This window comes from Acinetobacter sp. YH01005 (genome assembly GCF_013420465.1).
Taxonomy (GTDB): domain Bacteria; phylum Pseudomonadota; class Gammaproteobacteria; order Pseudomonadales; family Moraxellaceae; genus Acinetobacter; species Acinetobacter amyesii.
Map to the genome: position 1 here is coordinate 15,421 of NZ_VOYA01000019.1, position 23,989 is coordinate 39,409.

25 protein-coding genes are annotated in these 23,989 nt (G+C 40.9%); 13 read left to right on the forward strand and 12 right to left on the reverse strand.

Features of this window, described 5'->3' with window-relative positions; all coding sequences use genetic code 11:
* Positions 1 to 410: 410 nt before the first annotated feature.
* From FTT72_RS12610 to dnaA, 5 genes are all read right to left on the reverse strand, one after another.
* Complete coding sequence (locus FTT72_RS12610) at positions 411 to 788, reverse strand: hypothetical protein (RefSeq protein WP_078189504.1); 378 nt, start codon at positions 786 to 788, stop codon at positions 411 to 413.
* A 170-nt stretch (positions 789 to 958) separates the two neighbouring features.
* Entirely contained in the window at positions 959 to 3,427 is a 2,469-nt protein-coding gene (gene gyrB / locus FTT72_RS12615; protein ID WP_180178480.1) for a DNA topoisomerase (ATP-hydrolyzing) subunit B, read from the reverse strand.
* A gap of 43 nt (positions 3,428 to 3,470) precedes the next feature.
* Positions 3,471 to 4,553: a DNA replication/repair protein RecF gene (recF, locus tag FTT72_RS12620; RefSeq protein WP_180178481.1), complete on the reverse strand. Its 1,083-nt coding sequence runs from the start codon at positions 4,551 to 4,553 to the stop codon at positions 3,471 to 3,473.
* A 23-nt stretch (positions 4,554 to 4,576) separates the two neighbouring features.
* Positions 4,577 to 5,725, reverse strand: a complete 1,149-nt coding sequence (gene dnaN / locus FTT72_RS12625; RefSeq protein ID WP_078189507.1) for a DNA polymerase III subunit beta — start codon at positions 5,723 to 5,725, stop codon at positions 4,577 to 4,579.
* Positions 5,726 to 5,833: 108 nt separating this feature from the next.
* Positions 5,834 to 7,219: a chromosomal replication initiator protein DnaA gene (gene dnaA, locus FTT72_RS12630; protein ID WP_180173943.1), complete on the reverse strand. Its 1,386-nt coding sequence runs from the start codon at positions 7,217 to 7,219 to the stop codon at positions 5,834 to 5,836.
* Between the two features lie 660 nt (positions 7,220 to 7,879).
* Here dnaA and rpmH point away from each other — a divergent pair.
* From rpmH to FTT72_RS12660, 6 genes are all read left to right on the forward strand, one after another.
* Positions 7,880 to 8,014 (forward strand): 50S ribosomal protein L34, encoded by a 135-nt coding sequence (rpmH, locus tag FTT72_RS12635; RefSeq protein WP_000831329.1) that lies wholly within the window; start codon positions 7,880 to 7,882, stop codon positions 8,012 to 8,014.
* Positions 8,015 to 8,045: 31 nt separating this feature from the next.
* Positions 8,046 to 8,438 carry a ribonuclease P protein component gene (gene rnpA, locus FTT72_RS12640; RefSeq protein ID WP_180175894.1) on the forward strand — a complete coding sequence of 131 codons (393 nt, stop codon included), beginning with the start codon at positions 8,046 to 8,048 and terminating at the stop codon, positions 8,436 to 8,438.
* Between the two features lie 9 nt (positions 8,439 to 8,447).
* Positions 8,448 to 8,768 carry a membrane protein insertion efficiency factor YidD gene (gene yidD, locus FTT72_RS12645; protein WP_111885710.1) on the forward strand — a complete coding sequence of 107 codons (321 nt, stop codon included), beginning with the start codon at positions 8,448 to 8,450 and terminating at the stop codon, positions 8,766 to 8,768.
* Positions 8,769 to 8,773: 5 nt separating this feature from the next.
* Positions 8,774 to 10,540, forward strand: a complete 1,767-nt coding sequence (gene yidC, locus FTT72_RS12650) for a membrane protein insertase YidC (protein ID WP_180005505.1) — start codon at positions 8,774 to 8,776, stop codon at positions 10,538 to 10,540.
* Between the two features lie 92 nt (positions 10,541 to 10,632).
* The gene (gene mnmE, locus FTT72_RS12655) at positions 10,633 to 11,988 is read left to right on the forward strand and encodes a tRNA uridine-5-carboxymethylaminomethyl(34) synthesis GTPase MnmE (RefSeq protein ID WP_180036053.1); all 1,356 of its coding nucleotides are present in this window, start codon (positions 10,633 to 10,635) and stop codon (positions 11,986 to 11,988) included.
* A 13-nt stretch (positions 11,989 to 12,001) separates the two neighbouring features.
* Complete coding sequence (locus FTT72_RS12660) at positions 12,002 to 12,442, forward strand: hypothetical protein (RefSeq protein WP_180036054.1); 441 nt, start codon at positions 12,002 to 12,004, stop codon at positions 12,440 to 12,442.
* Positions 12,443 to 12,457: 15 nt separating this feature from the next.
* On the opposite strand, the gene FTT72_RS12665 is transcribed toward FTT72_RS12660, so the two are convergent.
* Both FTT72_RS12665 and FTT72_RS12670 read right to left on the reverse strand, forming a co-directional pair.
* Positions 12,458 to 13,639 carry an MFS transporter gene (locus tag FTT72_RS12665; RefSeq protein WP_257233433.1) on the reverse strand — a complete coding sequence of 394 codons (1,182 nt, stop codon included), beginning with the start codon at positions 13,637 to 13,639 and terminating at the stop codon, positions 12,458 to 12,460.
* Positions 13,640 to 13,754: 115 nt separating this feature from the next.
* Positions 13,755 to 14,021 (reverse strand): metal/formaldehyde-sensitive transcriptional repressor, encoded by a 267-nt coding sequence (locus FTT72_RS12670; protein WP_180009138.1) that lies wholly within the window; start codon positions 14,019 to 14,021, stop codon positions 13,755 to 13,757.
* Positions 14,022 to 14,077: 56 nt separating this feature from the next.
* Between FTT72_RS12670 and dmeF the strand changes: the two genes are divergently transcribed.
* Together dmeF and FTT72_RS12680 are read left to right on the forward strand one after the other, a co-directional pair.
* Positions 14,078 to 15,046, forward strand: coding sequence for a CDF family Co(II)/Ni(II) efflux transporter DmeF (gene dmeF / locus FTT72_RS12675; RefSeq protein ID WP_180178482.1), 969 nt, complete (start codon positions 14,078 to 14,080; stop codon positions 15,044 to 15,046).
* A 113-nt stretch (positions 15,047 to 15,159) separates the two neighbouring features.
* The gene (locus FTT72_RS12680; RefSeq protein WP_180178496.1) at positions 15,160 to 15,858 is read left to right on the forward strand and encodes a DsbC family protein; all 699 of its coding nucleotides are present in this window, start codon (positions 15,160 to 15,162) and stop codon (positions 15,856 to 15,858) included.
* A gap of 79 nt (positions 15,859 to 15,937) precedes the next feature.
* Here FTT72_RS12680 and FTT72_RS12685 read toward each other — a convergent pair whose 3' ends face one another.
* The 3 genes from FTT72_RS12685 to guaD all read right to left on the reverse strand — a co-directional run bounded on the left by FTT72_RS12685 (position 15,938) and on the right by guaD (position 18,444).
* On the reverse strand, positions 15,938 to 16,195 hold the full coding sequence (locus FTT72_RS12685; protein ID WP_180005556.1) for a GlsB/YeaQ/YmgE family stress response membrane protein: 258 nt from the start codon (positions 16,193 to 16,195) through the stop codon (positions 15,938 to 15,940).
* 180 nt (positions 16,196 to 16,375) lie between these two features.
* Positions 16,376 to 16,903, reverse strand: coding sequence for a hypoxanthine phosphoribosyltransferase (gene hpt, locus FTT72_RS12690; RefSeq protein WP_180178483.1), 528 nt, complete (start codon positions 16,901 to 16,903; stop codon positions 16,376 to 16,378).
* Between the two features lie 224 nt (positions 16,904 to 17,127).
* Complete coding sequence (gene guaD, locus FTT72_RS12695; RefSeq protein ID WP_180178484.1) at positions 17,128 to 18,444, reverse strand: guanine deaminase; 1,317 nt, start codon at positions 18,442 to 18,444, stop codon at positions 17,128 to 17,130.
* Between the two features lie 272 nt (positions 18,445 to 18,716).
* Here guaD and FTT72_RS12700 point away from each other — a divergent pair, with 272 nt between their 5' ends.
* Positions 18,717 to 19,289, forward strand: a complete 573-nt coding sequence (locus FTT72_RS12700) for a nucleotidyltransferase family protein (protein WP_257233434.1) — start codon at positions 18,717 to 18,719, stop codon at positions 19,287 to 19,289.
* Between the two features lie 65 nt (positions 19,290 to 19,354).
* On the opposite strand, the gene FTT72_RS12705 is transcribed toward FTT72_RS12700, so the two are convergent.
* The gene (locus tag FTT72_RS12705; RefSeq protein WP_180178486.1) at positions 19,355 to 20,320 is read right to left on the reverse strand and encodes a TerC family protein; all 966 of its coding nucleotides are present in this window, start codon (positions 20,318 to 20,320) and stop codon (positions 19,355 to 19,357) included.
* Between the two features lie 302 nt (positions 20,321 to 20,622).
* Positions 20,623 to 21,816 carry a sugar transporter gene (locus FTT72_RS12710; protein ID WP_180060004.1) on the reverse strand — a complete coding sequence of 398 codons (1,194 nt, stop codon included), beginning with the start codon at positions 21,814 to 21,816 and terminating at the stop codon, positions 20,623 to 20,625.
* 132 nt (positions 21,817 to 21,948) lie between these two features.
* Here FTT72_RS12710 and FTT72_RS12715 point away from each other — a divergent pair, with 132 nt between their 5' ends.
* The 4 genes from FTT72_RS12715 (at position 21,949) to FTT72_RS12730 (ending at position 23,960) form a co-directional block, all read left to right on the forward strand.
* Positions 21,949 to 22,254, forward strand: a complete 306-nt coding sequence (locus FTT72_RS12715; RefSeq protein WP_347269446.1) for a GNAT family N-acetyltransferase — start codon at positions 21,949 to 21,951, stop codon at positions 22,252 to 22,254.
* A gap of 306 nt (positions 22,255 to 22,560) precedes the next feature.
* The gene (locus FTT72_RS12720) at positions 22,561 to 22,887 is read left to right on the forward strand and encodes a GNAT family N-acetyltransferase (RefSeq protein WP_257225408.1); all 327 of its coding nucleotides are present in this window, start codon (positions 22,561 to 22,563) and stop codon (positions 22,885 to 22,887) included.
* 255 nt (positions 22,888 to 23,142) lie between these two features.
* On the forward strand, positions 23,143 to 23,328 hold the full coding sequence (locus FTT72_RS12725; protein WP_180005551.1) for a hypothetical protein: 186 nt from the start codon (positions 23,143 to 23,145) through the stop codon (positions 23,326 to 23,328).
* 161 nt (positions 23,329 to 23,489) lie between these two features.
* Complete coding sequence (locus FTT72_RS12730) at positions 23,490 to 23,960, forward strand: BLUF domain-containing protein (RefSeq protein WP_180178487.1); 471 nt, start codon at positions 23,490 to 23,492, stop codon at positions 23,958 to 23,960.
* Positions 23,961 to 23,989 lie beyond the last annotated feature (29 nt).

Genomic DNA, 23,989 nt, shown 5'->3' on the forward strand with positions numbered 1-23,989 from the left:
TCACACTATAAATCTAAAAAATATTTAAAAAATCGAATGTTCATATCCAACTGGTTATTGCATCGTTAAGGCATTTCTATTCGGAAAGAATCTAAAAATTCAGCGATAGCTTTTACCCTAACTTTGTAAATGAATTCAAAAAATATACTTCACATCAAACTCATTGCCATAGTTATCCACAAAAGCCATTTTTAAATTCAAATCTTGGTTTTAAATTCATTTTTATTTTTTAAATTCAAAATATCGAACCACCTTTTTGTGGATAAATATTTTTAAATGATATTATCCACAATTATAAATGACTTTGATGTTGAACACTATTAAATGTGAAAATTCACAAAACTTATCCACATTTGCAAGATGGATGCATTTTATCTCCACTCACGACATCAATTTAAACTTTTTATTGTTTAAGATAAGGCAGAAGGATGGGCTTTTTTTGCCTTTAAAAAACGTAATTCTTGTATTTTCCAGGTCTGATCAAAATGCCAGATTTCCTGTATTTGCTGCTGTGTTTCAGCTAAACCAATTAAAATTTTGCACTCCGTTTGGTCACGATTAAACTCATATTCTTCAAATTCTACGTCTGGTTTTTGTGGTTTCCAAACCCCATTTTTCACTGCATGTGCAATACGTTCATAGCGGACATAATTACTTTCGACACGCCCGTCTTGCTCATAAACCACCTTAAAGTGCTCATCTTCGTATTCGGCTAAAACAGTATAATTTCCGGTAAAAAATGCATTTACCCAGATGTCACGAATGTGTTCAAGTTGATTGTCCATCATATATAGACCTCTTATTTTTAGCTGCTAAGTTCAATTTGATTTGAGCTTAGCATCAGAATAAGTCAATTTTATAAAACACAAATTGGCGATTTAATATTCAATTTTATTTAAGATAGCACAAAAAAAAGCACTCCGAAGAGTGCTTTTTTAAATGATTCTGTAATCAGAATTTAGGCATCAATATCCGCATTTAACGCATTTTCTTCAATGAAAGCACGACGTGGTTCCACATCATCACCCATCAAACAAGAGAACATACGATCAGCTTCAATCGCATCCTGTACCGTTACTTGCAGCATGTTACGGTTCTCAGGATCCATTGTGGTTTCCCAAAGCTGTTCAGCATTCATCTCACCCAAACCTTTATAGCGCTGAATCATCATGCCACGGCGTGAGTCTTGTAGGATGTTTTGCCAAACCTGATGGAAGCTATTTACTGGAATTTTGCGCTCACCTTTTTGTAGGTAAGCACCTTCTTCCAATAAGGTGAACCAACTCTTCGAATTTTTGAGTAAACGTGCATATTCACCTGAACCCAATAGACCTGAATCTAACAAGTATTGGTGCGGTAAGTTATGAACATAGATGGTAATACGCGGGAAATAGGTCGCTGACTTATTGCCTTCGGTATCTTCATGCTCAAAAGTTTCTAAGCTTAATTCAGGACGTAAGCTAGGTTGAGTTTTCTCAATATTGGCACGTAGTTGCTCACCCCAAGTCTGTACATAGTCTTGGTTATTTGCGTGATCTAACTTAAAGCCTTCTACTGCCAATAAACCATCCAACACACTTGCAGGATAACGTACAGTCAGACGATGCAAGCTCTTTTGAGAGGTTTGATAATCCGCAATCACACCCGCTAAAGCCTCACCACGAATGGCTGGTGCTTCTGCACTGATGTGTAATTCAAGCTCATCAATTGCATTTGAAATCAGGTAAGTCTCAAGCGCATCATTATCTTTGATGTACTGTTCTTGCTTGCCTTTTTTCAGCTTATACAACGGTGGCTGTGCAATATAAATATATCCACGTTCCACAAGTTCTGGCATTTGACGGAAGAAGAAGGTCAACAGTAGCGTACGAATGTGCGAACCATCGACGTCAGCATCGGTCATGATGATGATTTTGTGATAACGTAGTTTGTCTGGGTTATATTCCTCACGGCCAATACCACAACCTAAAGCAGTAATCAGTGTTCCCACTTCTTGTGAAGAAATCATCTTGTCAAAACGTGCACGTTCCACGTTGAGGATTTTACCTTTCAGCGGCAAAATCGCTTGCATCTTACGGTTACGGCCCTGTTTTGCAGAACCGCCCGCAGAGTCACCTTCGACTAAGTAAAGTTCAGACAATGCAGGATCTTTTTCCTGACAATCGGCCAATTTACCTGGCAGGCCTGCAATATCAAGCGCACTCTTACGACGAGTCATTTCACGTGCTTTACGCGCTGCATCACGCGCACGTGCTGCATCAATAATTTTGCCTGCAATCGATTTAGCAGCTTGTGGATTCTCTAAAAGATATTCAGAGAACGATTTATTCATGGCTTGTTCAACCGCAGTTTTCACTTCGCTCGACACCAATTTTTCTTTGGTTTGCGAAGAGAATTTTGGATCAGGCACTTTCACCGAAACAATTGCAGTTAAGCCTTCACGCGCATCATCACCAGAAACCGCCACTTTCTCTTTTTTGAGTAAGTTTTCGTTTTCCATGTAGCTGTTTAAGCCACGGGTTAATGCGGCACGGAAACCCGCTAAATGCGTACCGCCATCTTTTTGTGGAATATTATTGGTAAAGCAACGAACATTTTCCTGATAAGAATCATTCCACTGCAATGCAACTTCTACACCAATGCCATTATCCGCTTGAGTAGTAAAGTGGAAGATATCATTCAGATGGGTTTTGCCTTGGTTAATATATTTTACAAACTCAGACAAACCACCTTCATAGTCATAAACGTGCTCTAAATTGATACGTTCGTCACGTAGCACAATTCGCACACCTGCATTCAGGAAAGATAATTCACGTAAACGACGCGCCAAAATATCGACATTAAAAATCGTTTGACTGAAGGTTTCAGCACTTGGCCAAAAATGTACACGTGTACCGGTACGATCTGTCTCACCCACCACTTTTAATGGATACACGGAATCACCGTGTTTATATTCTTGCTGGTGGATTTGACCCGCACGATGAATAGTTAATTCGAGCTTGCTTGAAAGCGCATTCACCACGGATACACCTACACCGTGTAGACCGCCTGAAACTTTATAGCTATTATCGTCAAATTTACCGCCCGCATGCAGAATCGTTAAAATCACTTCTGCTGCAGAAACACCTTCTTCTGGGTGAATGTCGGTAGGAATACCACGGCCGTTATCCGATACGCTCACAGATTCATCTTCATGGATGGTGACTTGAATTTCGTCACAATGACCTGCCAACGCTTCATCAATTGAGTTATCGACAACTTCAAACACCATGTGGTGTAGGCCAGTACCATCGTCAGTATCACCAATATACATGCCCGGACGCTTACGTACAGCGTCTAGACCACGTAATACTTTGATGCTAGAGGAATCATAAGCTTTTTCTATGGTTTGTTCTGTTTGAGAAGCAGCTTGATCTTCTGAACTCATGGTTTCTCCCTAGTGAAAAATAGGTCTATCCAAAGGTGGTATTTCATTGCACAACAGCCTGCACCGTACCATTTTCAACTTTGAATAATTGATAAGAAATAGATAAATCATGTAAGTGTTTTTGCACTGAATCATGGTCTAAAGTGGTAATAAAAACTTGACTACCAAGATGGCTTAAACGCTCAATTAAACGCTGTTGTGCGGTTAAATCTAATTCTGCTGTCAGATCATCTAATAATACCACAGTTTCCTTATTACAAGCATGTAGCATTGCAATCTGTGACAGTTTTAACGCCATGATCAATAACTTTTTTTGCCCACGTGAGAGCACAACATCAGCATCACCCATAGCGGTTTTCAACCTTAAATCTGCACGGTGCGGACCATACTCAGTATAGCCACGTTCGCAGTCTTTAAAGTGCTGATTGGTCAGATCATTCAGCAGTCCTGTTTCAGCATGAAAGCCTGCATTGTATTCCAGTGTCACTGTTAAATCAGGCAATAATGCTTGGAGATCTTGTTGGAAATATCGAATCCACTGTTCCACCACATTACTGCGCAGACTATGCAAGATCTCACCATAGTCACTGAGCATTTTGTTCCACGGTTCTAAGTCAGACAAACTCAAATGACGTCGTGATTTCAGCAAACTATTCCGCTGTTTTAATGCCCGTGCATAATATTGCCATGTATGGTAAAACTCCGGTTCCACGTGGAACATCAACCAATCTAAAAGTTGACGTCGTGGCTTCGCACCATGATCAATGATATCCGTACTTTGTGGGTCGATGAGTTGTAGCGGTAAAATCTTGGCCAACTGCCCTTGTGTCCCCACAAGGTCGCCATTAACTTTAATCACTTGCTCACCCGACTGCATTTTTTGCATACCAATGCGGTCTGTTGCAGACTGCGCAAAGACGACAGCGTCAGGGCTATTATTTTGAATATAGTTTTTCGGAATATGGGTTCGAAAAGAACGTCCAGTTGCCAGCAAATGTACTGCTTCTAATACAGAAGTTTTACCTGAACCATTTTGCCCATAAAAGACATTAAACGGCTGCAACCCAGAGAGTGCAACCGTCTTTAAATTTCGAACACGTTCTACATGTAAACGCGTGATATGCATAATAATTGAGACGTCAGTCCGAATTAAACACGCATTGGCATCACAACATAGGTTTGATCTTGTTGTTGTGGATCTTGTACCAATACAGACTGGTTGGCTTCTGTCATGGTCATTGCAACATCATCACCATCCAATACATTCAGAACTTCCAATAAGTATTGTGCATTGAATGACATTTCCATCGGTGCATCAGCATATTGAATCGCGAGATCTTCGATAGCTTCATCCTGCTCAGGGTTATTGGCACGCAGTTGTAAAGTATCCGCATCAAACTTCAAGAATACGCCGCGCAATTTTTCATTACTTAAAATCGCTACACGTTGCAGTGATTGTTTAAATACATCATGTGCAATGCGCACGTTTTTATCGCCACCACGTGGAATCACACGGCGGTAGTCTGGGAATTTACCATCGATCAATTTTGTGGTGAAACGTACGGTTATATCACCCTGCTCTTTATCACGGCTGGCAATGGTAATCGTTACATTTAATAATTCACGACCAATCAACAACGATAATTGCTCGTCTTCAACACTCAATAGACGCTGCAATTCACCTACGGCTTTACGTGGAACAATCGCTTGCATTGCTTGTGTCGCATTCGAGCTTGCAGCTGTTTCACACATTGCTAAACGATGACCATCGGTCGTTACTGCACGCAATTGATTTTCATCAATTTCAAGCAAAGTACCTGTCAAATAGAAACGCACATCTTGAACCGCCATGGCAAAAGATGTTTTCTCAAATAAACGCTTTAACTCACGCTGAGTCACACCGACTTGAGTGCCTTGAGTATTTTCAGTGGTTAATAATGGATAGTCTTCTGCAGGCAAAGTACCCAATACAAAACGACTGTTTCCAGATTTTAAAATACAACGTTGATCTTCAGTAATTTGCAAATCAATCAATGCCGCTGACGGTAATGATTTACAGATATCCATCAATTTACGTGCAGGAACAGTCGTCACCCCTGCTTGTAAACATGCACCTTCAGTAAGTGGTGTGCTTGCAACCAGTTCCACTTCAAGATCTGAACCAGTAATGGTCAAAGCTTGCTCTGTTACTTGTACTTTTACATTGGATAAAATATTTAAGGTATGGCGACGCTCAACCGCTCCTACGACATGTGATAGAACATTCAGTAAGCTTTCTTTCGCGATTTTTAAACGCACGATACATTCCTCTAAAAACTGAAGACAGACAAAATAAATTAATTTTTTAGCAGTGTACTATGCGGCAGAACATACCGCATTGCAAGAACAGAATTTGAACGAAAAGACTTAACTTTGCAGCAGACGTTGCAAGTTTTTATAGTCCTCATTGAAGATTGGATCTTCTTCACGCAGGCTTTGTACTTTTTCACAGGCATGCATCACAGTACTGTGGTCACGATTACCAAAAGCCATACCAATTTCAGGGAAACTATCCCCTGTTAGCTCACGTGCTAGCCCCATAGCCAACTGACGTGGACGTGCATAAATACGTGTACGTTTTGGGCCAACCAATTCTTTCAGCGGAATACGAAAATATTCACTCACCACACGCTGAATATTTTCAGTACTAATGGTACGTGCACGAATCGCCAACACATCTTTTAATGATTCACGCACCACATCAAGGTCGATAGCGGTACCTTTAAAACGAGAAATGGCTACAACTTTATTCAGCGCACCTTCTAGTTCACGAACATTGGCAACCACTTGTTGAGCAATAAACAGCGCACAATTACGTGGAAGTTCCACGCCATTGCTTTCCGCTTTTTTCAGTAAAATTTCAATACGGGTTTCAATATCTGGTGGTTCAACACCCACCGATAAGCCCCACGAAAAACGTGAAACTAAACGTGGATCTAGCTCAGTCAGTTCTTTTGGATAACGATCTGAGGTTAAAATGATTTGCTTAGATTCATCTAATAACGCGTTGAAGGTATAGAAAAACTCAACCAAGCTGGCCTCTTTACCCGCCAACAAATGAATATCATCCACCAATAACAAATCTAGCGAACGACAATTTTTCTTAAATTCTTCAACCTTACCTTGCTGTAACGAGCTCACAAAGTCTTGTACAAAACTTTCAGCCGTCATGTACATCACACGTGCATTCGGCTTCGCTTGTAATAATGCATTACCTACAGCTTGCATCAAATGGGTTTTACCTAAACCAGTCGGTCCATACAAAAATAAGGGGTTATGCTGTGAAGCACCGGGCTGCGTCAAGACTTTACGACAGGTTTCTGCCGCCATCTGATTGGAACGGCCTTCAACAAACAAGGAAAAGGTAAATAATGGGTTAAGCTGACGCTTACGGTTATTTTTTGAAGACGTCTCTTCTTTTTCTTTTTTAGGACGAGTCGGTGCCGACACTTGTGGCGTTGACTCTAATGCTGCGGTGGTTGTTGCTGGTTGCTCAGCTGCAGATAAAATTGCACCAGGCCGTGAATCAACCAAAATCTCGACTTTACGTACCCGACCTTCAGACAACTGTTCCGCTAAAATAGAGATCAGTTCTAAATGGTGCTCTTGAATATAGCGTGTCCAATACGGATTCGGTGCATAGAGTTTTAAAGTATCACCTGCATCTTCTGCCACTAGTGGGCGTATCCACATTGTATAGACATTTCCTGAAAGCTCTTGTCGCAAGCGAGTTAAGCAGTCTGTCCAAAGCATGTGAAACCCCTATTTCAGTCCATTGTACGTAAAAAAATAATTTAACCCCGCCTAAGCGGGCAGCCATTCTAACCATCTTATCCACATCTGTCATGAACAAATCAGTCGAAATCGATCAAAAAAACGCAAATTGAGTTTAAATTTAAATTTAAATCACGTGTGGATAAGTTTATCCGCAAGCTGTGGATAAATTGTAGCACAAAGTTATCCACAAACTATCAAAATTATAAAAACATCGTTATCCACAATTTAATTATTTGTTTTTTAAATCTAAAAATGCGTTTTCCACAGAAAATATCAACACTAATAGTAATAAATTTAAATTTTAAAATTTGAATTTATTTATAAGATCGACCCATTCTGGGGATAACTTGATGGTTGGTTTAAATTCAAATTTAAATTCATAAAAACCAATTCACAAATTTGGGATTGTGGATAAATCTGTGAGTAAACTTGAAGATAACTTAAATAATTAACATATACAATGATTTAGTTTGTGAATATTTTAATTTAAAACTTTCTGACTGATTTCTAATCCTTATATTATCTTGATATATCACAGCCTAGATTTTGAAAGAAAGCGTGTTTTTCATTGACAGCTCAAGCAATGAGCACTAAAATCGCGAACCTTTACTGAAAGATCATTTTTGGAGTTTCGATATGAAACGTACTTTCCAACCTTCTGAGTTGAAACGTAAACGCGTTCATGGTTTCCGTGCTCGCATGGCTACTAAAGCTGGCCGTCAAGTATTAGCGCGTCGTCGTGCAAAAGGTCGTCACAGCTTAACTGTTTAATTTCAGTTAAGACTGTCAAGACTTGGGTGTTATGACAACACTTTACGGTTTTAGCACAGATGTGCGAATACACTGTGCTGCCGATTATAAAAGTGTGTTCGATGGTGCGCTTTTTAAAGTGCATCAACCCCATTTCTTATTTCTAGCAAAAATCTCCGAACAGCCGAATAGCCGTTTGGGTATTGTTGTTGCTAAGAAAAAAGTGCGCCGCGCACATGAAAGAAATCGAGTAAAACGACTTGCACGCGAAAGTTTTCGCCTGCATCAACAGCAGTCTAATGTATTAGATATTGTCGTTATGCCAAAAATGGGCATAGAGGCGATACCGAATGCAGAGTTGCATCAGCAATTACAATTTGCTTGGCAAAAATTGCAGCGCCTTGCAAATAAGCATAAAAAAATAGCTACCTCCTCACAAGCGTAGAGATGACCAATGGTTCGTTTACTGCATTGGCTCATTCGTTTCTATCAGATTGCGATTAGTCCTTTATTGGGACCACGCTGTCGTTATATTCCAACATGTTCTCAATATTCTTTGGAAGCAGTCCATCAACATGGTGCTGTACGTGGAGTGTGTCTAGCTGTTCAGCGTATTTGCCGTTGTCATCCTTGGGGCGGTTCAGGCTATGATCCTGTTCCATCAAAAGCAATTCGTTTTATTTCATTTCAGCAAATAGATTCTCAAACGCGTCACGTTGCTGTACCCTTTCGTGAACGTTTATTGAACCAAAATCACTCTAACCACTTGGGGTAATACCTATGCAACAATGGGCCAGGATTGCAATTCTAGGGGCCATGTTTGTTGTCGCATATTTGCTCATTTTGGCTTGGCAGAAAGATTATGGAAATGCGGAACAAAAACCTCAGCAAAATGCTGCGGTGGTAACGCATGAAGTATCTGCCGATTTACCAAATGGCCAGACAGCTACGGCTGCTACTGATGTGCCGCAAGCAAATAATGCTGCTACACAACAAACAACAGATGCCACTGCACCTGTTAGTCAACAGTTAATTTCAGTACAAACTGACCTTTACCATCTTTGGATTAATCCAAAGGGTGGCGATATTGTTCGTATTGAATTACTCAATCATGACAAAAATAAAGACAGCGATGAACCGTTTGTAATGCTTGAAAGCGATGCAAAACGGACTTATGTTGCTCAGTCTGGCTTAATTGGTCTTAATGGCCCTGACAGCAATCCGAAAGGACGTCCGACCTATGAGATTGAAAAATCTTCATATACGTTAAATGACGCAAAAGCTGTGAAGGGTAAAGATGGCCAAACAGCAAAAGTTTTGTCAGTACCAATGGTTTATAAAACAGCAGATGGTGTAGAGGTTATTAAAACCTTTAACTTCACTGAAGGTGAATACCCTGTTGTTGTGAATCATAAAATCGTGAACCGCAGTGCTCAGAACTGGCAAGGTCAGATGTTTGGTCAGCTTAAACGCGACAACTCTGAAGATCCAGGTAAATCTGATCAAGGTATTTTCACTTTAGGTACATTCCTTGGTGGTGCATGGGGTACGCCTGAAGAACATTACAACAAACTTAAATTTGCCAACTTCAATGAAGAAAAATTGAATGTTGAAGCAACTGGCGGTTGGGTTGCAATGGTTCAGCATTACTTCGTGAGTGCGTGGATTCCTGGACAGATCAAATTAACGCAAGCCAATGGTCAGCCTTATGCTGCGAAACTTGAGTCACGTAAATCTACTGATGATATGAACATTATTCAGTTCACTTCACCTGCAATCAATGTTCCTGCAGGAACTGTGGCAGAAGTAGATGCAACGTTCTATTCAGGTCCAAAAATCCAATCTGAATTGAAAGAATTGGCGGTTGGTTTAAACCAAACTGTAGACTACGGTTGGTTATGGCCTATTGCGAAATTATTATTCGTCGGTCTTGAGTTTTTCCACGGTTTAGTGGGTAACTGGGGTTGGTCAATTATTCTATTGACGATTCTGGTGAAACTGATCTTGTGGCCATTGTCGTCGAAGAGCTACCGCTCTATGGCGAAAATGCGTGTGATTGCACCTGAAATGCAACGCATGAAAGAAGAGTTCGGTGAAGACCGTATGCGCTTCTCGCAAGAAATGATGGCATTGTATAAACGTGAACAAGTGAACCCACTATCAGGTTGCTTGCCGTTATTGCTCCAAATGCCGATCTTCCTTGCTTTGTACTGGGTATTGATGGAGTCTGTTGAACTACGTCATGCGCCATGGTTAGGTTGGATTCAAGATTTATCTGCGATGGATCCATGGTTTATTTTGCCGCTATTAATGGGCTTGACCATGTTCATTCAGCAAAGTTTGAACCCACAACCGGCTGATCCAATGCAGGCGAAAGTCTTCAAAATCATGCCAGTGATCTTTACGGTATTTATGTTGTTCTTCCCTGCAGGCCTTGTGCTTTACTGGATCTGTAACAACAGTATTACTATTCTTCAACAAGGTTTGATTAACAAATCAGTTGAAAAAGACCGTTTAAAACGTGAAGCGGCTGACTCAGCAAACTAAGCATTGCTGATGGGCTGAATAAATCCGCTTAAGATGGTAATCTTAGGCGGATTTTTCTTTATCTGTCGTTTGAAAATTTTTAGGTGAATTTTATGTTAAACCGAACCACCATCGCAGCAATTGCCACACCGCCGGGTCGTGGTGGTGTCGGCGTGATTCGCCTGTCTGGTCCCAAATCTTATGCCATTGCAGAAGCATTAACGCAGCAATCCTTACCAGAAGCACGTTTTGCTGGTTTCCGTAAGTTTTATGATGCATCGAATGAAATCATGGATGAAGGTTTGGTGATTTGCTTTCCAAATCCGCACTCTTTTACGGGTGAAGATGTGGTGGAGCTTCAAGGTCATGGCGGCCCTGTTATTCAAAATGCATTATTGGCACGGTTACTTGAATTGGGTGCTATTGCTGCGAAAGCGGGCGAATTTTCAATGCGCGCCTTTGAAAATGGCAAAATGGACTTGGTGCAAGCCGAGGCGATTGCCGACCTGATTGATGCCACCTCACAAGCTGCGGCACGTTCTGCGGTACGTTCATTACAAGGTGCCTTTTCGAGCAAGGTCAATACGGTGCTAGAAAAACTTATCCATTTGCGTTTGCATGTGGAAGCAGCGATTGATTTTCCTGAAGAAGAAATCGACTTTTTGGCGGATGGTAAGATTTTGGGTTTATTAGATGAAGTGGCAAGCTCGGTCCATGCTGTACAGCAGTCTGCTCGTCAAGGTCAGTTACTACGTGAAGGTTTACAAGTGGTGATTGCCGGTAAACCCAATGCAGGTAAGTCATCTCTACTCAATGCTTTGGCGGGTGTGGAACGTGCGATTGTGACGGATATTGCTGGTACGACGCGTGATGTCTTACATGAAAAAATCAGCCTCAATGGTTTGCCGATTACCTTGACCGATACCGCAGGTTTACGTGAAACCGGTGATATCGTCGAAAAAGAAGGGATTCGCCGCGCAATTAAAGAAATTGAGCAAGCTGACTTGTTACTTTTGGTCTATGACTTAAGTCAGGGCGAAGATCCACTACAATTGGCTCAAGCGTACTTTGCCGATCATATTGAACCGAAGCGGTTGATGTTGATTGGTAACAAATGCGATTTGACGGGATCTACCGCGGAAATTACCGATTTAAACGGTTTTCGACATATTAGGGTTTCGGCTAAACAAGAAACTGGCGTTCAAGCGCTTATTGATGCGATTACAGCGCATGCAGGCTTTCAACCAGAAGAAGATACCTTTATTGCTCGAACACGCCATTTAGATGCAATGAAGCGCACTCAGCGCTATCTTGCAGAAGCACGTGAGCAGTTGGTAGTTTATCATGCGGGTGAGTTGGTAGCCGAGTCTCTACGGTTGGCGCAAAATGCTTTAGGTGAAATTACGGGTGACTTTAGTGCGGATGATTTACTCGGCAAGATCTTCGGATCGTTTTGTATTGGTAAATAAATGCGCTAAAAATATGAAAAAAATCATGATTTGTTTTGCATGGATGCTTGCCGCTTGTTCTCAGGAGGAAGCGGCTTTAACTTCTGTTGATGATGTTGCAACATCAACACAGATACAAACTCAGCATCAAATGGATATAGATCCTAATCTTGCTAACGCTACTAAAGATACAAATTCTGAATTAAAAGCATATTTTATTCATGTCAAAATTTTATCTTTAGATGGCAACCATGATCCACAAACATCTGATGGTGGTGTGGTTTATTTTCATGAAACAACCGAACAGAACCCCAAAGAATCCTTTTTAAAACAATGGGAAGAAGATCCTGAAATGCAGGTTGACTATAAAAAAATGACCGCAATATCAAAAACTAAAAATTTGATTTTTTACATTCAGGATCAAATAGATGAAATTCCTCCTGAACAGGCATGGATGTATAGAGAAGAAAATTAATCGTATCTAAGGGTTTCATACTGTAAATTTCTTCATCGATAAATTTTGATACAGTAAATATAAACACAGCAAGCCGACACCAATACAAAAGCCCAGTACCCCTGTGATTAAACCAAAATGATCAGATAAATAGCCGGCTGCAATAATTGGAATAATGGTGCCTAGATATCCAATAAATAAATAGGTCGAGATCACCGCAGCACGGTTTTGATTGTTGGTCATTTGATGAACTAAGCCAAATGCGCCTAAAAGCCCCAGACCATGACCGACACCCACTAAAATATCGCTAATAAAAAACAATGCACTCCAGTGTTGGGTCATACATAGCGCAAGGAGCGCATAGCTCAGTATTAACACCATCAAGCCGGCATTGACACATTTTGCAGAAGAAATTGATTTCGCCATAAATTGCACGACTGCAGAAACCAGCAAGATACTCGCAATGGCACTACCACTGACCAAAGGCCCATGCCATGGGATCGCATCTTTGACGAAAGAGGGTGCGAGTGATGCAAATAAGCTAAAAGAGCCAAAGGCACAAAAGGCAGTCAGTCCTGCGATATAAAATCGTGAATGATCACGCTTTTCAGGCAATTCCAAATGTGGTGCCACTGAAAAAGGCTGTGGCTCAAAATTCGGTGTGCGAATAAAAAACAACCCTATTAAACACGCTAAACCACCAAAGATCACAGGGATATAAGGGGTGACTAAAGGCTGTTCCGAAAATTGGGCAATCACCCCACCAATAAATGGGCCAAGACCAAAACCAATCACGGTAATAATTGAACTCAGTTGCGGTGCATTATTTTTATGCTGTTCAGGGATGGTATAGACCAAGCCGGGCATGGCTGATGTGCTGATTAAACCCGAGGCAATGCCGATAATAAAGCGCCCGATAGATAACCACAGCGCATTACTGGCAAATACCGACAAGCTTAAACCTAAGATGATGCACGCCATACCGATTTGCAGGGTTCTTAAAAAACCAAAACTGTTACTGGTACGACCTAAAAACAGCAAGGTCGCTAGGCAACCAAACATGTAGGCAACAAAGATATAGGTGATATGACTCGGCAGCAGCCCCCAAAGTTGTTGATAAATGGGATACAGAGGACTAGCTAGCGCTGTACCAATAGTGCCCATACAGAGTGCAAGGCTCACCATGATAAACGGTCGCCAAGAGGGAGATGCGGTCATTTTAAAGTCGCAGAGGTACAGTCAATAGGGGCAATATTGTGCTGTATGAGAAAGAAGAATATATGGACTCAGTTTAATGCCGATTGTTTTCCATGGTCAAATCGCAGTTGTAACTTTATCCATAGCGTTTAAGCAGTTTGACAAATTCTTCCAGTTCTGCTTCATTGATTTCAACATCTTGAGGTAATACATGATGGCGTAAATGTGCTTCGATTAATTCATTCATTAATCCATTTACAGCACCTTTGATGGCCGCAACCTGTTGTAAAACCTCGATACACCCTGCTTCGGGTTGCTGTAAAGCCAGTTCAACCGCATTGACCTGACCTTGTAGACGTTTAACCCGATTTAAAATCTTTTTGTCCTGATGTAAATGACTCAACACTTTCTCCCGAAAATAAATATACTATGGGGGAGTATATTTAAGCATAGAACCTAATGAAAACTTCCCCATCCATCCGAATTCATCATCATCAATTTGATGAAGGTAATCCACTCGCACAAAAACGGATCTTAATTGCCACTATTTTAACGGCAGTCATGATGTTGTTAGAAGTCATTGGCGGATGGATTTTTAATTCGATGGCATTATTGGCAGATGGCTGGCATATGAGTTCACATATGTTGGCATTAGGCTTGGCCTATTTTGCCTATCGTGCGGCACGCCACTATGCCCAAGACGCTCGTTTTAGCTTTGGAACTTGGAAAATTGAAATTTTAGCGGGCTATAGCAGCGCGATATTATTGATGGTCGTTGCTGCATTTATGGCTTTTCATTCGGTGGAACGCTTATTCAACCCGGTCCAAATTCATTATAACGAAGCAATCCCTATTGCGATTTTAGGTCTGGTGGTGAACTTGATCTGTGCTTGGTTATTGCATGATGACCATCACCATCACCATCACCATCACCATCACCATCACCATCACCATCACCATCACCATCATAGCCATGAGGAGCAGCATGATCATCATCACGACCTCAATCAGAAAGCAGCCTTCATGCATGTGGTTGCTGATGCGGTGACTTCGATATTGGCGATTGTGGCTTTATTTGCCGGAAAATGGATGGGTTGGGGATTTTTAGATGCGCTATTGGGGATTGTTGGTGCAGTGCTTGTCGGTAAGTGGGCCATTGGCTTGATGAAAGAAACAGGACAAACATTACTGGATGCGGAAATGGATCACCCTGTCGTTGATGAGATTCGAGAAGTTTTAATGCAATTGCCTGTCGACGTCGATGTAACTGATTTACATGTATGGAAAGTGGGTAAAGGTCAGTTTTCATGTATTGTGGCCTTAGAAACCAGTCAGGCATTGAGCGCAGATGAAGTGCGTCAAGCGCTGTCGATTCATGAAGAAATTGTACATGTGTCTGTTGAAATTAATTCACCTGATGCAGCTTAATATGTTCCACGTGAAACGGCATGTAGCTATTGCGTAATGAACTGAAAAAAGCCCAAAACTTTCACACGTTAGGGCTTAGAATGCTCAATCAATTAAATGTTGAAGTTCTGTCTATGTTGAAAAAAGTATGTGCGTTGGCGTTGAGTACCACCCTTTCGACTTTTGCTTTAGCAGATGCGGCACAGGTTCAAAAGCTCTTGGCAGAAAAGCACCCCAGTTTAAAAATTGAAAATATTCAAAGTACCGAAATGCCGGGCATATATAGTGGCTTTGTTGAAGATCAAGTTTTGTATTTGAGTGAAAATGCGGATTATGTGATCGCAGGTTCTATGATTCGTTTAAAAGATCAAAAAAATCTGACCAAACAATTGATCCTCAGTCAGCAAAAAACTGAGTGGAATAAACTTCCATTACAAGATGCGATTAAAACAGTCAGGGGGAATGGGAAGCGCCAAATCGCGATCTTTTCTGACCCAAATTGCCCATATTGTAAGAAGCTTGAAGTAGAACTGGCAAAACTCAATGATGTGACCATTTATACTTTTGTCACAGCGATAAAACCACAGTCGTTGGCGCCATCGAAGCAGATTTTTTGTGAGTCAAACCCTGCTATGGCCTGGAATAATTTAATCAATAAGGGAATTCAACCGAAGTCAGCGAAAAGCTGTGCAAACCCGATTGAGCGAAATTTAAAATTAGCAAAAAGCTTAAAATTAAATGGTACACCGGGAATTGTGTTTGCTAATGGTTCGATTTTAACCGGTGCTTACCCTGCTGCTGAATTAGAATCGATGTTAAAAGAGATCAAATAATTTCAGCTGTACGGCATGAATAAAATATAAATAAAAAAATACCCGTCTACAGGCGGGTATTTTAATGGCGCTATAAAAATTAGACGCGGTTTTTTTTCGTTACAAGGTTATAGATAAACAACACGATGATCGCACCAATGACGGAAGCGATAAATCCTGCAGCAGAATTTTCTCCATACAGACCTAATAAACGTCCGCCATAGGTCGCAAGTAAGGAACCTGCTATCCCGAGAATGGTGGTCATGATGAAACCGGCTTTGTCATCTCCAGGATGGATCGCACGTGCAATTAAACCAGCAATAAAACCAACAACAATCGCAACAATGAGTGACCACATAGTAACTCTCCTTTTGTTATCATGTATTTGTTTTTTACGACATGTTCAATCTTTATCTTTAATCAAAACTAAGCTGAGCTACAGCCTAAACATGCAAAAAACTGTTGTTTTTTTGTTCTGAAATAGCAAGAAAAGTAAAAAAAAAGTGGCCTTCGGCCACTCTTAAGTATCTGATCTTGCTTAGAGACCAATTTCGCCAATAAATGGAATGTGACGATATTTTTGATCATAGTCCAGACCATAACCTACGATAAATTTATCTTCGACTTCAAAACCTAAAAATTTCACTTCGAGTTCAATCTCACGACGTGAAGGCTTGCTAACCAAAGTACAAAGCTCGATTGAATTTGGATTGCGCGTCTGTAAAATTTCTAAAACTTTGCTTAAGGTATTTCCTGAATCGATAATATCTTCAACCACCAAGACATCTTTATCTTTAATGTCGCCGTCTAAGTCTTTTAAGATTTTTACATCACGAGTAGATACGGTCCCACTGCCATAACTTGAAACGGTCATGAAGTCGAGTTCATGCGGTTTTGAAATTGCGCGGCAAAGGTCAGCCATAAAAATAACAGAACCGCGTAAAAGACCGATTAACACCAACTCTTTGTCGCTGTTAGCATAGTGTGCATCAATTTTTGCGCCAAGCTCTTTCACTTTAGCTTGAATTTCTTCAGTGGAAATCAGTACGCTCATTTGAACAGACATGGGTAGATACCTAAAAAAGCAAATCAAAAAATAAAAAAGGTGTTGACTTGCAACACCTCTAAAGATGAACCAATTTTAATACATCTGGCTCGCAGATGCATCTTTTTTGCCGTTGAAAATGTAATCAGTTTTTCTTGGAAGTGCTGTCACGCTTGAGTAAGCACAGACAAGCGACGGCAATCAGTCCAATTTTCAACGCTGTTTTTCGTCTCGGTCGAGCCGTTTTATGCTTTGACATACGCACATTGTCCAAACACATAGGTGGCATGGATATTACGATCATCACCCATCAGCATCAGAGCAAATAAAGCATCTTCCAGATTTTTGGCACGTTGTTGACGTAGGGCTTGTAGCGCAGTGGCTTTTAAATCGAGCACCACAAAATCTGCTTCTTTGCCCAAATCAAAGTTTCCAAGTTTGTCCTCTAGGTCTAAGGCTTTTGCTCCACCTAAAGTGGCATGGTACAGCGCTTCAAATGCGGACAGTTTATCGCCTTGAAGTTGCTGAACTTTGTAGGCCTCATTGATGGTTTGCAGTTGGTTAAATGAAGTGCCTGCACCAATGTCTGTACCTAAGCCGACTTTCACCTGTTTTTCCCATGTTGTCTTTAATGGAAATAACCCACTGCCTAAGAACAAGTTCGAGGTGGGACAAAACGCAATGGCAGAGTTGGTCTGATGCATACAGTCCCATTCGGCATCTTCTAAATGCACGCAGTGCGCAAACACGGAACGTGATCCGGTCAGACCATAATGATGATAAACGTCTAAATAGCCGTTTTGCTCAGGGAATAATGATTTGACCCACGCGATTTCATTTTTATTTTCACTTAAATGCGTATGTACATAGACATCAGGATACTCGGCTTTTAGCTCCCCTGCCCGTGCCAATTGTTCAGGCGTTGAGGTTGGGGCAAAGCGAGGCGTGATGGCATACAGGTTACGGCCCTTGCCATGCCACTTCTCAATCAGTGCTTTGGAGTCGTTATAGCCACTCTCTGCAGTGTCACATAATGCTTCAGGTGCATGTCGATCCATCATCACTTTACCGGCAATTAAGCGCATCTGATGCTGTTCTGCAGCTTTAAATAAAGCATCGACCGATTGTGGATGAACGGTACAAAAAACAAGAGCTGTTGTGGTTCCGTTTTTGAGTAACTCGTTTACAAAGAACTGTGCAATTTGCTCTGCATAAGCCGGATCTTCAAATTGGATTTCGGTTGGGAAGGTATAAGTATCAAGCCATTCCAGCAGTTGTTCACCATAAGCCCCCATCATTTCCGTTTGTGGATAATGAATATGGGTATCGATGAAACCCGGAACAATCAATTGATCGGAATAATGCTGTACGTCAACCTGATCTGGGAGATGATGTTGTCCCTCAGACCATGGACCGAACCATTGAATTTTTCCGGCTTGCGTAATCAGCAAACCATCTTCGAAATAGCGCACTTGGTCGTGAATTTCACGTGCTTGGGCAACTGTATTCTGAATATCTAGAAAGCGACCACGGATCGCGGTAGATGCGATAACAGAAGACATGACATACCTGCAGTTTAGAATTTTTTCGGTTGATTGTAGCCCAATTTGGTTCAAAATACCGTTAGAGTAATTGTGAAAATGTGTTCTAAAAAATAGAACAACTGTTTATGAGTGATTCTGTTTTTTTGTTCATTGTATTTGATTTGAATAATACAAAAGCATTGAGCTGTATACATTACATCGATGAATGAATAAAGACCATGAGTCGCAACGCTTGCTATATTGATCTCAAGAGCGCCCTTTAAAAAACGATAATGAACCCTTTAGTGAACATGAGCTATTCAGACCAATTAAAGCATAACCTGCTTCAGCATCAAGGCATCATGCACATTTTACATGCCCTGTATGCCATAGATACACAGGCTTATTTGGCCGCAGGCGTGGTTCGTAATTTGATTTGGTCACAGCGACATCAACAACTCTATGTACTGGAAGGCACAGAAGTGGATGTGATTTATTATGCTGAAAATGATGATGGAACACAGGGTCACAAGATCCAACAACAGATGCAGTTGAATTTTCCTCACATTCATTGGGATGTTACCAACCAAGCGACAGTACACCAGTGGTATCGCTTGGAAAATGGTGAGCCGATACAGGCGCTCAAGTCGATTGAGCATGCCCTATCGTTGTGGCCAGAAACTGCTACTGCCATCGCTGTTAAATTGGATGATCAACAGCAAATACAGCTGATTGCTCCTTTGGGCTTAGATGATTTATTTGAATTAAATGTCCGCTGGAACCCACGTTTAGTCAGTCAGGCGACTTTTTTGCAGCGTGTGCAGCAAAAACAATTTTTACACCGCTGGCCGAAACTCAAACTCTTGATGACGCCTGAAGCTTAGCTCATGACTTTGCTACAGAATAAAAAAAGCCTTCTCGAAAGAAGGCTTTTAATCATCTAAGTGTTTTAAAGCATGGTTTCATGGTACTTCTTGCTGTGTCGGATCGATAACCACGCGGTGATGGTTAAGGTCACCACAATAAAGCCGAGTGAAATCCAAATTGGCATGTGGAACACATCGAGCAACAGCATCTTAGCGCCAATAAATACCAGGATAATGCCCAGACCATATGGTAAGTAATGCATTTTTGATGCAGCACCGGATAAGAGGAAGAACATAGCACGTAGACCTAAAATCGCCATTAAGTTTGCAGTCAGTACAATGAATGGGTCAGAGGTAACTGCAAAGATTGCTGGGATTGAGTCCACCGCAAAAATGACGTCCGATGCTTCAACCAAGATCAACACTAAAAAGAGCGGCGTTGCCCACAAGACACCATTTTGACGAACGAAGAATTTATCTTCATGCATTTGAGGAGTAATACGCATGTGTTTACGTAGCCACTTCAAAATCGCCATATCTTCGATATCTTTATCTTCTTCGTCTTGGCCTTTAAGGAATTTAAAGCCGGTATACACTAGGAATGCACCGAAGAAGTACAGTACCCAAGAGAATTCTTGAACGAACCATGCCCCAATAAAAATAAAGATGGTACGCAGTACAATTGCGCCGAGGACACCGTAGAGCAACAGTTTACGCTGCAAAGCAGGTGGAATGGCAAAAGCAGCAAAAATCATGAGCCAGACAAAAACGTTATCAATTGCGAGTGATTTTTCGAGCAGATAACCAGCGAAATATTCCATGACTTTGGTGTTTGCAACAGCAACACCAGCGGTTTGCTGTAAGTAGAGCCACAGTGCACCACCGAATAAGGTAGCCAGAGAGACCCATGCAATACTCCAATAGGCAGCGGTTTTGACTTTGATTTCTTGGCCTTTGTTATTTTTAAAGCCTAAAAAGTCGATGAGTAGCATGATGGTGACTAAACCGAAAAATGCCAGATATAGCCATAATGAGCCAATCGTTTCCATGTGTATTCTCCACATCTAACAACCAGCCATAAAAAAACCTCGACCAGTTGCCAGACGAAATAAAACGCCTGAGACAACATGATCAAGGTCTTGCCTACATCGTACTGTAATGATTTTCAGCAGCGATGCTCAGATACCGACTTTTTGCAAAGTGTAATGACGATATTCTGACACGTAAAACAAGGTTTACGTTTGGAGGAGGCTACTCCCCTTGTTCAAATTTTGTTTTGGACACTGTCCAAATATGCGGCAAAGCATGACAGTTTTTAGTTCAAAGTGCAATCAGCAATTTGCGAATTCATTTAATGTGCCATGGGAGGATTAAAATCACCACGTTGTACCAACGCTAAGGCTAAAAGTGTGCCGATCACCGCGATGATTCCTCCGATCACGCCAATATAGCTCAAACCGAAATGTACGCTGACCATGCCGCCCAAGAGTGCGCCACCGCCAATGCCGACATTATAAAGTCCTGAATAGATAGCCATGGCGACATCTGTGGCATCGGATGCGAGATGCAGCGTCTTTGACTGTAATGCGAGACTAAATCCAATGATACTCATGCCCCACAATAAGCACACCGCACTCACACCTGCAAAACTCAAAGAAACAGGAAGCAACAGCAGCATGGATAAAGCCAGTGTGGCTGTACTCAAAGGAATTGCAACTTTAGGATATTTCCCACCAAATTTCCCAAAGAGATAAGATCCCAGAAAGCCTGCAGCACCAAAGATTAATAACAACGTGGTAGTTTGCATGGAACTGAATGCAGCAATGTTGAGTGAGAACGGTTCGATATAGCTATATGCGGTAAATTGCGCGCTAATTACGATAATGGTTAATGCAAAGACCATTATTAAGCTTGGACGGCGAATAAACTGTTTTAGGCTGCTCAGCGAACCTGAGTTCAAACTCGGCAGTATTGGCAGCGTTTTGGCTAAAATCAGGCAAACGATACTGGCGCCAATGCCAATCAGAGCAAAGGTATTTCGCCAACCATAGACTTCTCCAACCATACGCCCAAACGGAATACCGAGAACCATCGCCAAAGCCGTGCCTGTGGCCAAAAGCCCCAAGGCTTGAAATTCTTTGCCTTTCGGTGCAACACGAACCGCCAGCGATGCAGTAATTGACCAAAAAAGTGCATGTGAGAAGGCAATGCCGATTCGACTGAGCAATAAGGTATTAAAGCTCCATGCGAAATACGACAGAACATGGCTGATAATAAACACTATAAATAAACAAATCAGGAGCGAGCGACGTTCAATATTTTTGGTCAATAACATGATCGGCAAAGAAATCGGCGCAACCACCCATGCATACAGCGTAATCATGATACCGACATCGGTTGCGGCTAAGCTAAAGGTTTTGCCAATATCGCTGAGCAACGCGACAGGTACAAATTCAGTGGTATTAAAAATAAATGCTGCGAAAGCCAAAGCAATCACAGCCGTCCAAGAGCCAGAAGAAGCCGTTTCGGAGGGAGAGGCAGACATGAGTGTCTTCAAATAAATAAAGTGGCTTATTTTACTATGCTCTATACACGAGCAGGAACAGATTTAAGCCCCGTGCATGCGGTTTAAATTAATACAAAAACAACAGAGTTGACCTGCATTACATGCCAATTTATAAAAAAATGGAGGAAATTTAAGATGTTTGTACAACAAGATGATGATCAAAAAAAAGGAGCTTTCTTTGTTGAGCAAGATGGGGAGCGTTTGGCAGAGATGACTTACTCATGGGCAGGCGATGATAAATTTATTATTGATCATACCGATGTCAGTGACAGCTTGCGAGGACAAGGTGTTGGACGACATCTCCTCGATGCAGCAGTGAATTTTGCTCGGGAAAAGAACGTGAAAATTATTCCACTCTGCCCTTTTGCAAAATCTGTATTTGATAAAGATGAATCGATTCGTGATGTTCTACGCTAAATTGTATAGCGTGATGTAGATTAATCATTTGGATAAATAAAAATAGCCTGATCGTATTGCAATCAGGCTGTTTTTATTTGAAATCTAGCTATGAAATTGAATTAAGATCGTGATTTATACAGCGATACAACCAAGCATGCTGCAGCAATCAGTAATACAAAGATAGCGACAAGATAAAGGTCCATAATAAAAATATCCGGCAAGTGTGATTTAATTGTTTTTTAATTAATGTGAAAGGTGTACGGATTTATTATCACCTACAGTTGAATATAGGTTGTTTAAGTTCTGTACCAATCACTTTCTCGTTTGTTACACGGTGTATTTTTTCATAAAAAGGAAGAAAAAACAGTGACTATGCAACATCAAGATAATGGTCAAAAAGGTGAATTTTTTCAGTTAAATGCTGAGGGTGTACGCCTTGCAGAAATGAGTTATCTATGGCGTGATGAACATACCATTGTGGCAAATCACACGTGGGTAGATGATTCATTGCGTGGGCAAGGGGTTGCTCGTGTACTATTGGATCATTTGGTGGAATTCGCTCGTGAGAAACACTTAATAATTATTCCAACCTGTTCTTATGTAGAGGTGATGTTTCGCCGAGACAAGACATTAGCCGATGTTCAAGCCTAAAAAAGCCCGCGATGCGGGCGTTTTATCAGTATGAAAATTTAAAAACTGCTTTGTGCTCAATTGAGCTTGAGTTTCAACACCGTTGATGGTGTTTTGACGATATGTGGCCACAATTGTAACAAAATCGAGCAGATCAATATTCCTAAAACCAAGCTTAAACACATGATATTTAATAAAGCAAAATCATTCAGCACGAAATAAATACTGCCAATGGTCATCATCATTAGTAAATAAATAAGATAGTGAGGAATCACGGTGCGCAGTGTTATTCCTAAAATAAATGAGCAAATAACGACATTAAAAAAATCTGAAACGCCAAAATTATTCAGTATGATCAAGGCAGCAAAATATACACAAGTGATCGATAAAAAAATGAGTAAATTTTTAAGCATGGTCGGCCTCTTTATTCATCTTCAAATGGAAATAATTTCATTGTTTTAATATGTATAAGTTTAAAAAAATGAAGGTGATATCGGTATACGTGATCTTGGTTTTGTGTTGTAAGTTAAAAAGCACATTTGATTAAAAAATATACAAATATTTTACTCATTCTGTAGCGATTTCTACGTTAAAATCGTGCAAATACTTTAAGAATAAACACAATGATACAACTCTGTTATGCCAGTACACGTGTAGAACAACAATTTGATTTAATACAAGATTTAAGTGATATTTTGGTGAGAGCCCGCAGCTTTAATACTGAAAAAAATATTTTTGGCGTGCTGTACTATGCCGAAGGCCGGTTCTTCCAATGCCTGCAAGGTGAGCAAGCGGCACTCGAACAGCTTTTTCAGCATATTATGCAAGATACGCGGCATCGGGATATTGTGCGTTATCCTGATCAAACTATTGATCAAATCGATTTTTCAAAATGGTCGATGAAATATGTCAACCGACATAGTGAAATTGCTAGTTTGTTTCAGCGCTTTGGATATTCAAGCTTTCAACCCGACGTGCTCAATCTAGAACAAATTCAGGCGTTTTTAACGACATTGTTAAGATTAGAGAATGTTGAACAGCCGGTTAAGCTGGATTTAGGCTATAAAAACCGAGGCTATCAGCATTATTTTTAAGCTGAGTGTGAATAAAAAAAAGCCCGCGC

Excerpts from the sequence above, each read along its gene's own strand:
- FTT72_RS12705 (WP_180178486.1), bottom strand. The coding sequence starts at position 20,320 with ATGGAAACGATTGGCTCATTATGGCTATATCTGGCATTTTTCGGTTTA.
- gyrB (WP_180178480.1), bottom strand. The coding sequence starts at position 3,427 with ATGAGTTCAGAAGATCAAGCTGCTTCTCAAACAGAACAAACCATAGAA.
- FTT72_RS12700 (WP_257233434.1), top strand. The coding sequence starts at position 18,717 with ATGAGCTATTCAGACCAATTAAAGCATAACCTGCTTCAGCATCAAGGC.
- dnaA (WP_180173943.1), bottom strand. The coding sequence starts at position 7,219 with ATGCTTTGGACAGACTGCTTAACTCGCTTGCGACAAGAGCTTTCAGGA.
- rnpA (WP_180175894.1), top strand. The coding sequence starts at position 8,046 with ATGACAACACTTTACGGTTTTAGCACAGATGTGCGAATACACTGTGCT.
- FTT72_RS12660 (WP_180036054.1), top strand. The coding sequence starts at position 12,002 with ATGAAAAAAATCATGATTTGTTTTGCATGGATGCTTGCCGCTTGTTCT.
- dmeF (WP_180178482.1), top strand. The coding sequence starts at position 14,078 with ATGAAAACTTCCCCATCCATCCGAATTCATCATCATCAATTTGATGAA.
- FTT72_RS12610 (WP_078189504.1), bottom strand. The coding sequence starts at position 788 with ATGATGGACAATCAACTTGAACACATTCGTGACATCTGGGTAAATGCA.
- rpmH (WP_000831329.1), top strand. The coding sequence starts at position 7,880 with ATGAAACGTACTTTCCAACCTTCTGAGTTGAAACGTAAACGCGTTCAT.
- guaD (WP_180178484.1), bottom strand. The coding sequence starts at position 18,444 with ATGTCTTCTGTTATCGCATCTACCGCGATCCGTGGTCGCTTTCTAGAT.
- hpt (WP_180178483.1), bottom strand. The coding sequence starts at position 16,903 with ATGTCTGTTCAAATGAGCGTACTGATTTCCACTGAAGAAATTCAAGCT.
- FTT72_RS12730 (WP_180178487.1), top strand. The coding sequence starts at position 23,490 with ATGATACAACTCTGTTATGCCAGTACACGTGTAGAACAACAATTTGAT.
- FTT72_RS12665 (WP_257233433.1), bottom strand. The coding sequence starts at position 13,639 with ATGACCGCATCTCCCTCTTGGCGACCGTTTATCATGGTGAGCCTTGCA.
- mnmE (WP_180036053.1), top strand. The coding sequence starts at position 10,633 with ATGTTAAACCGAACCACCATCGCAGCAATTGCCACACCGCCGGGTCGT.
- FTT72_RS12710 (WP_180060004.1), bottom strand. The coding sequence starts at position 21,816 with ATGTCTGCCTCTCCCTCCGAAACGGCTTCTTCTGGCTCTTGGACGGCT.
- FTT72_RS12685 (WP_180005556.1), bottom strand. The coding sequence starts at position 16,195 with ATGTGGTCACTCATTGTTGCGATTGTTGTTGGTTTTATTGCTGGTTTA.
- recF (WP_180178481.1), bottom strand. The coding sequence starts at position 4,553 with ATGCATATCACGCGTTTACATGTAGAACGTGTTCGAAATTTAAAGACG.
- yidC (WP_180005505.1), top strand. The coding sequence starts at position 8,774 with ATGCAACAATGGGCCAGGATTGCAATTCTAGGGGCCATGTTTGTTGTC.
- yidD (WP_111885710.1), top strand. The coding sequence starts at position 8,448 with ATGGTTCGTTTACTGCATTGGCTCATTCGTTTCTATCAGATTGCGATT.
- FTT72_RS12680 (WP_180178496.1), top strand. The coding sequence starts at position 15,160 with ATGTTGAAAAAAGTATGTGCGTTGGCGTTGAGTACCACCCTTTCGACT.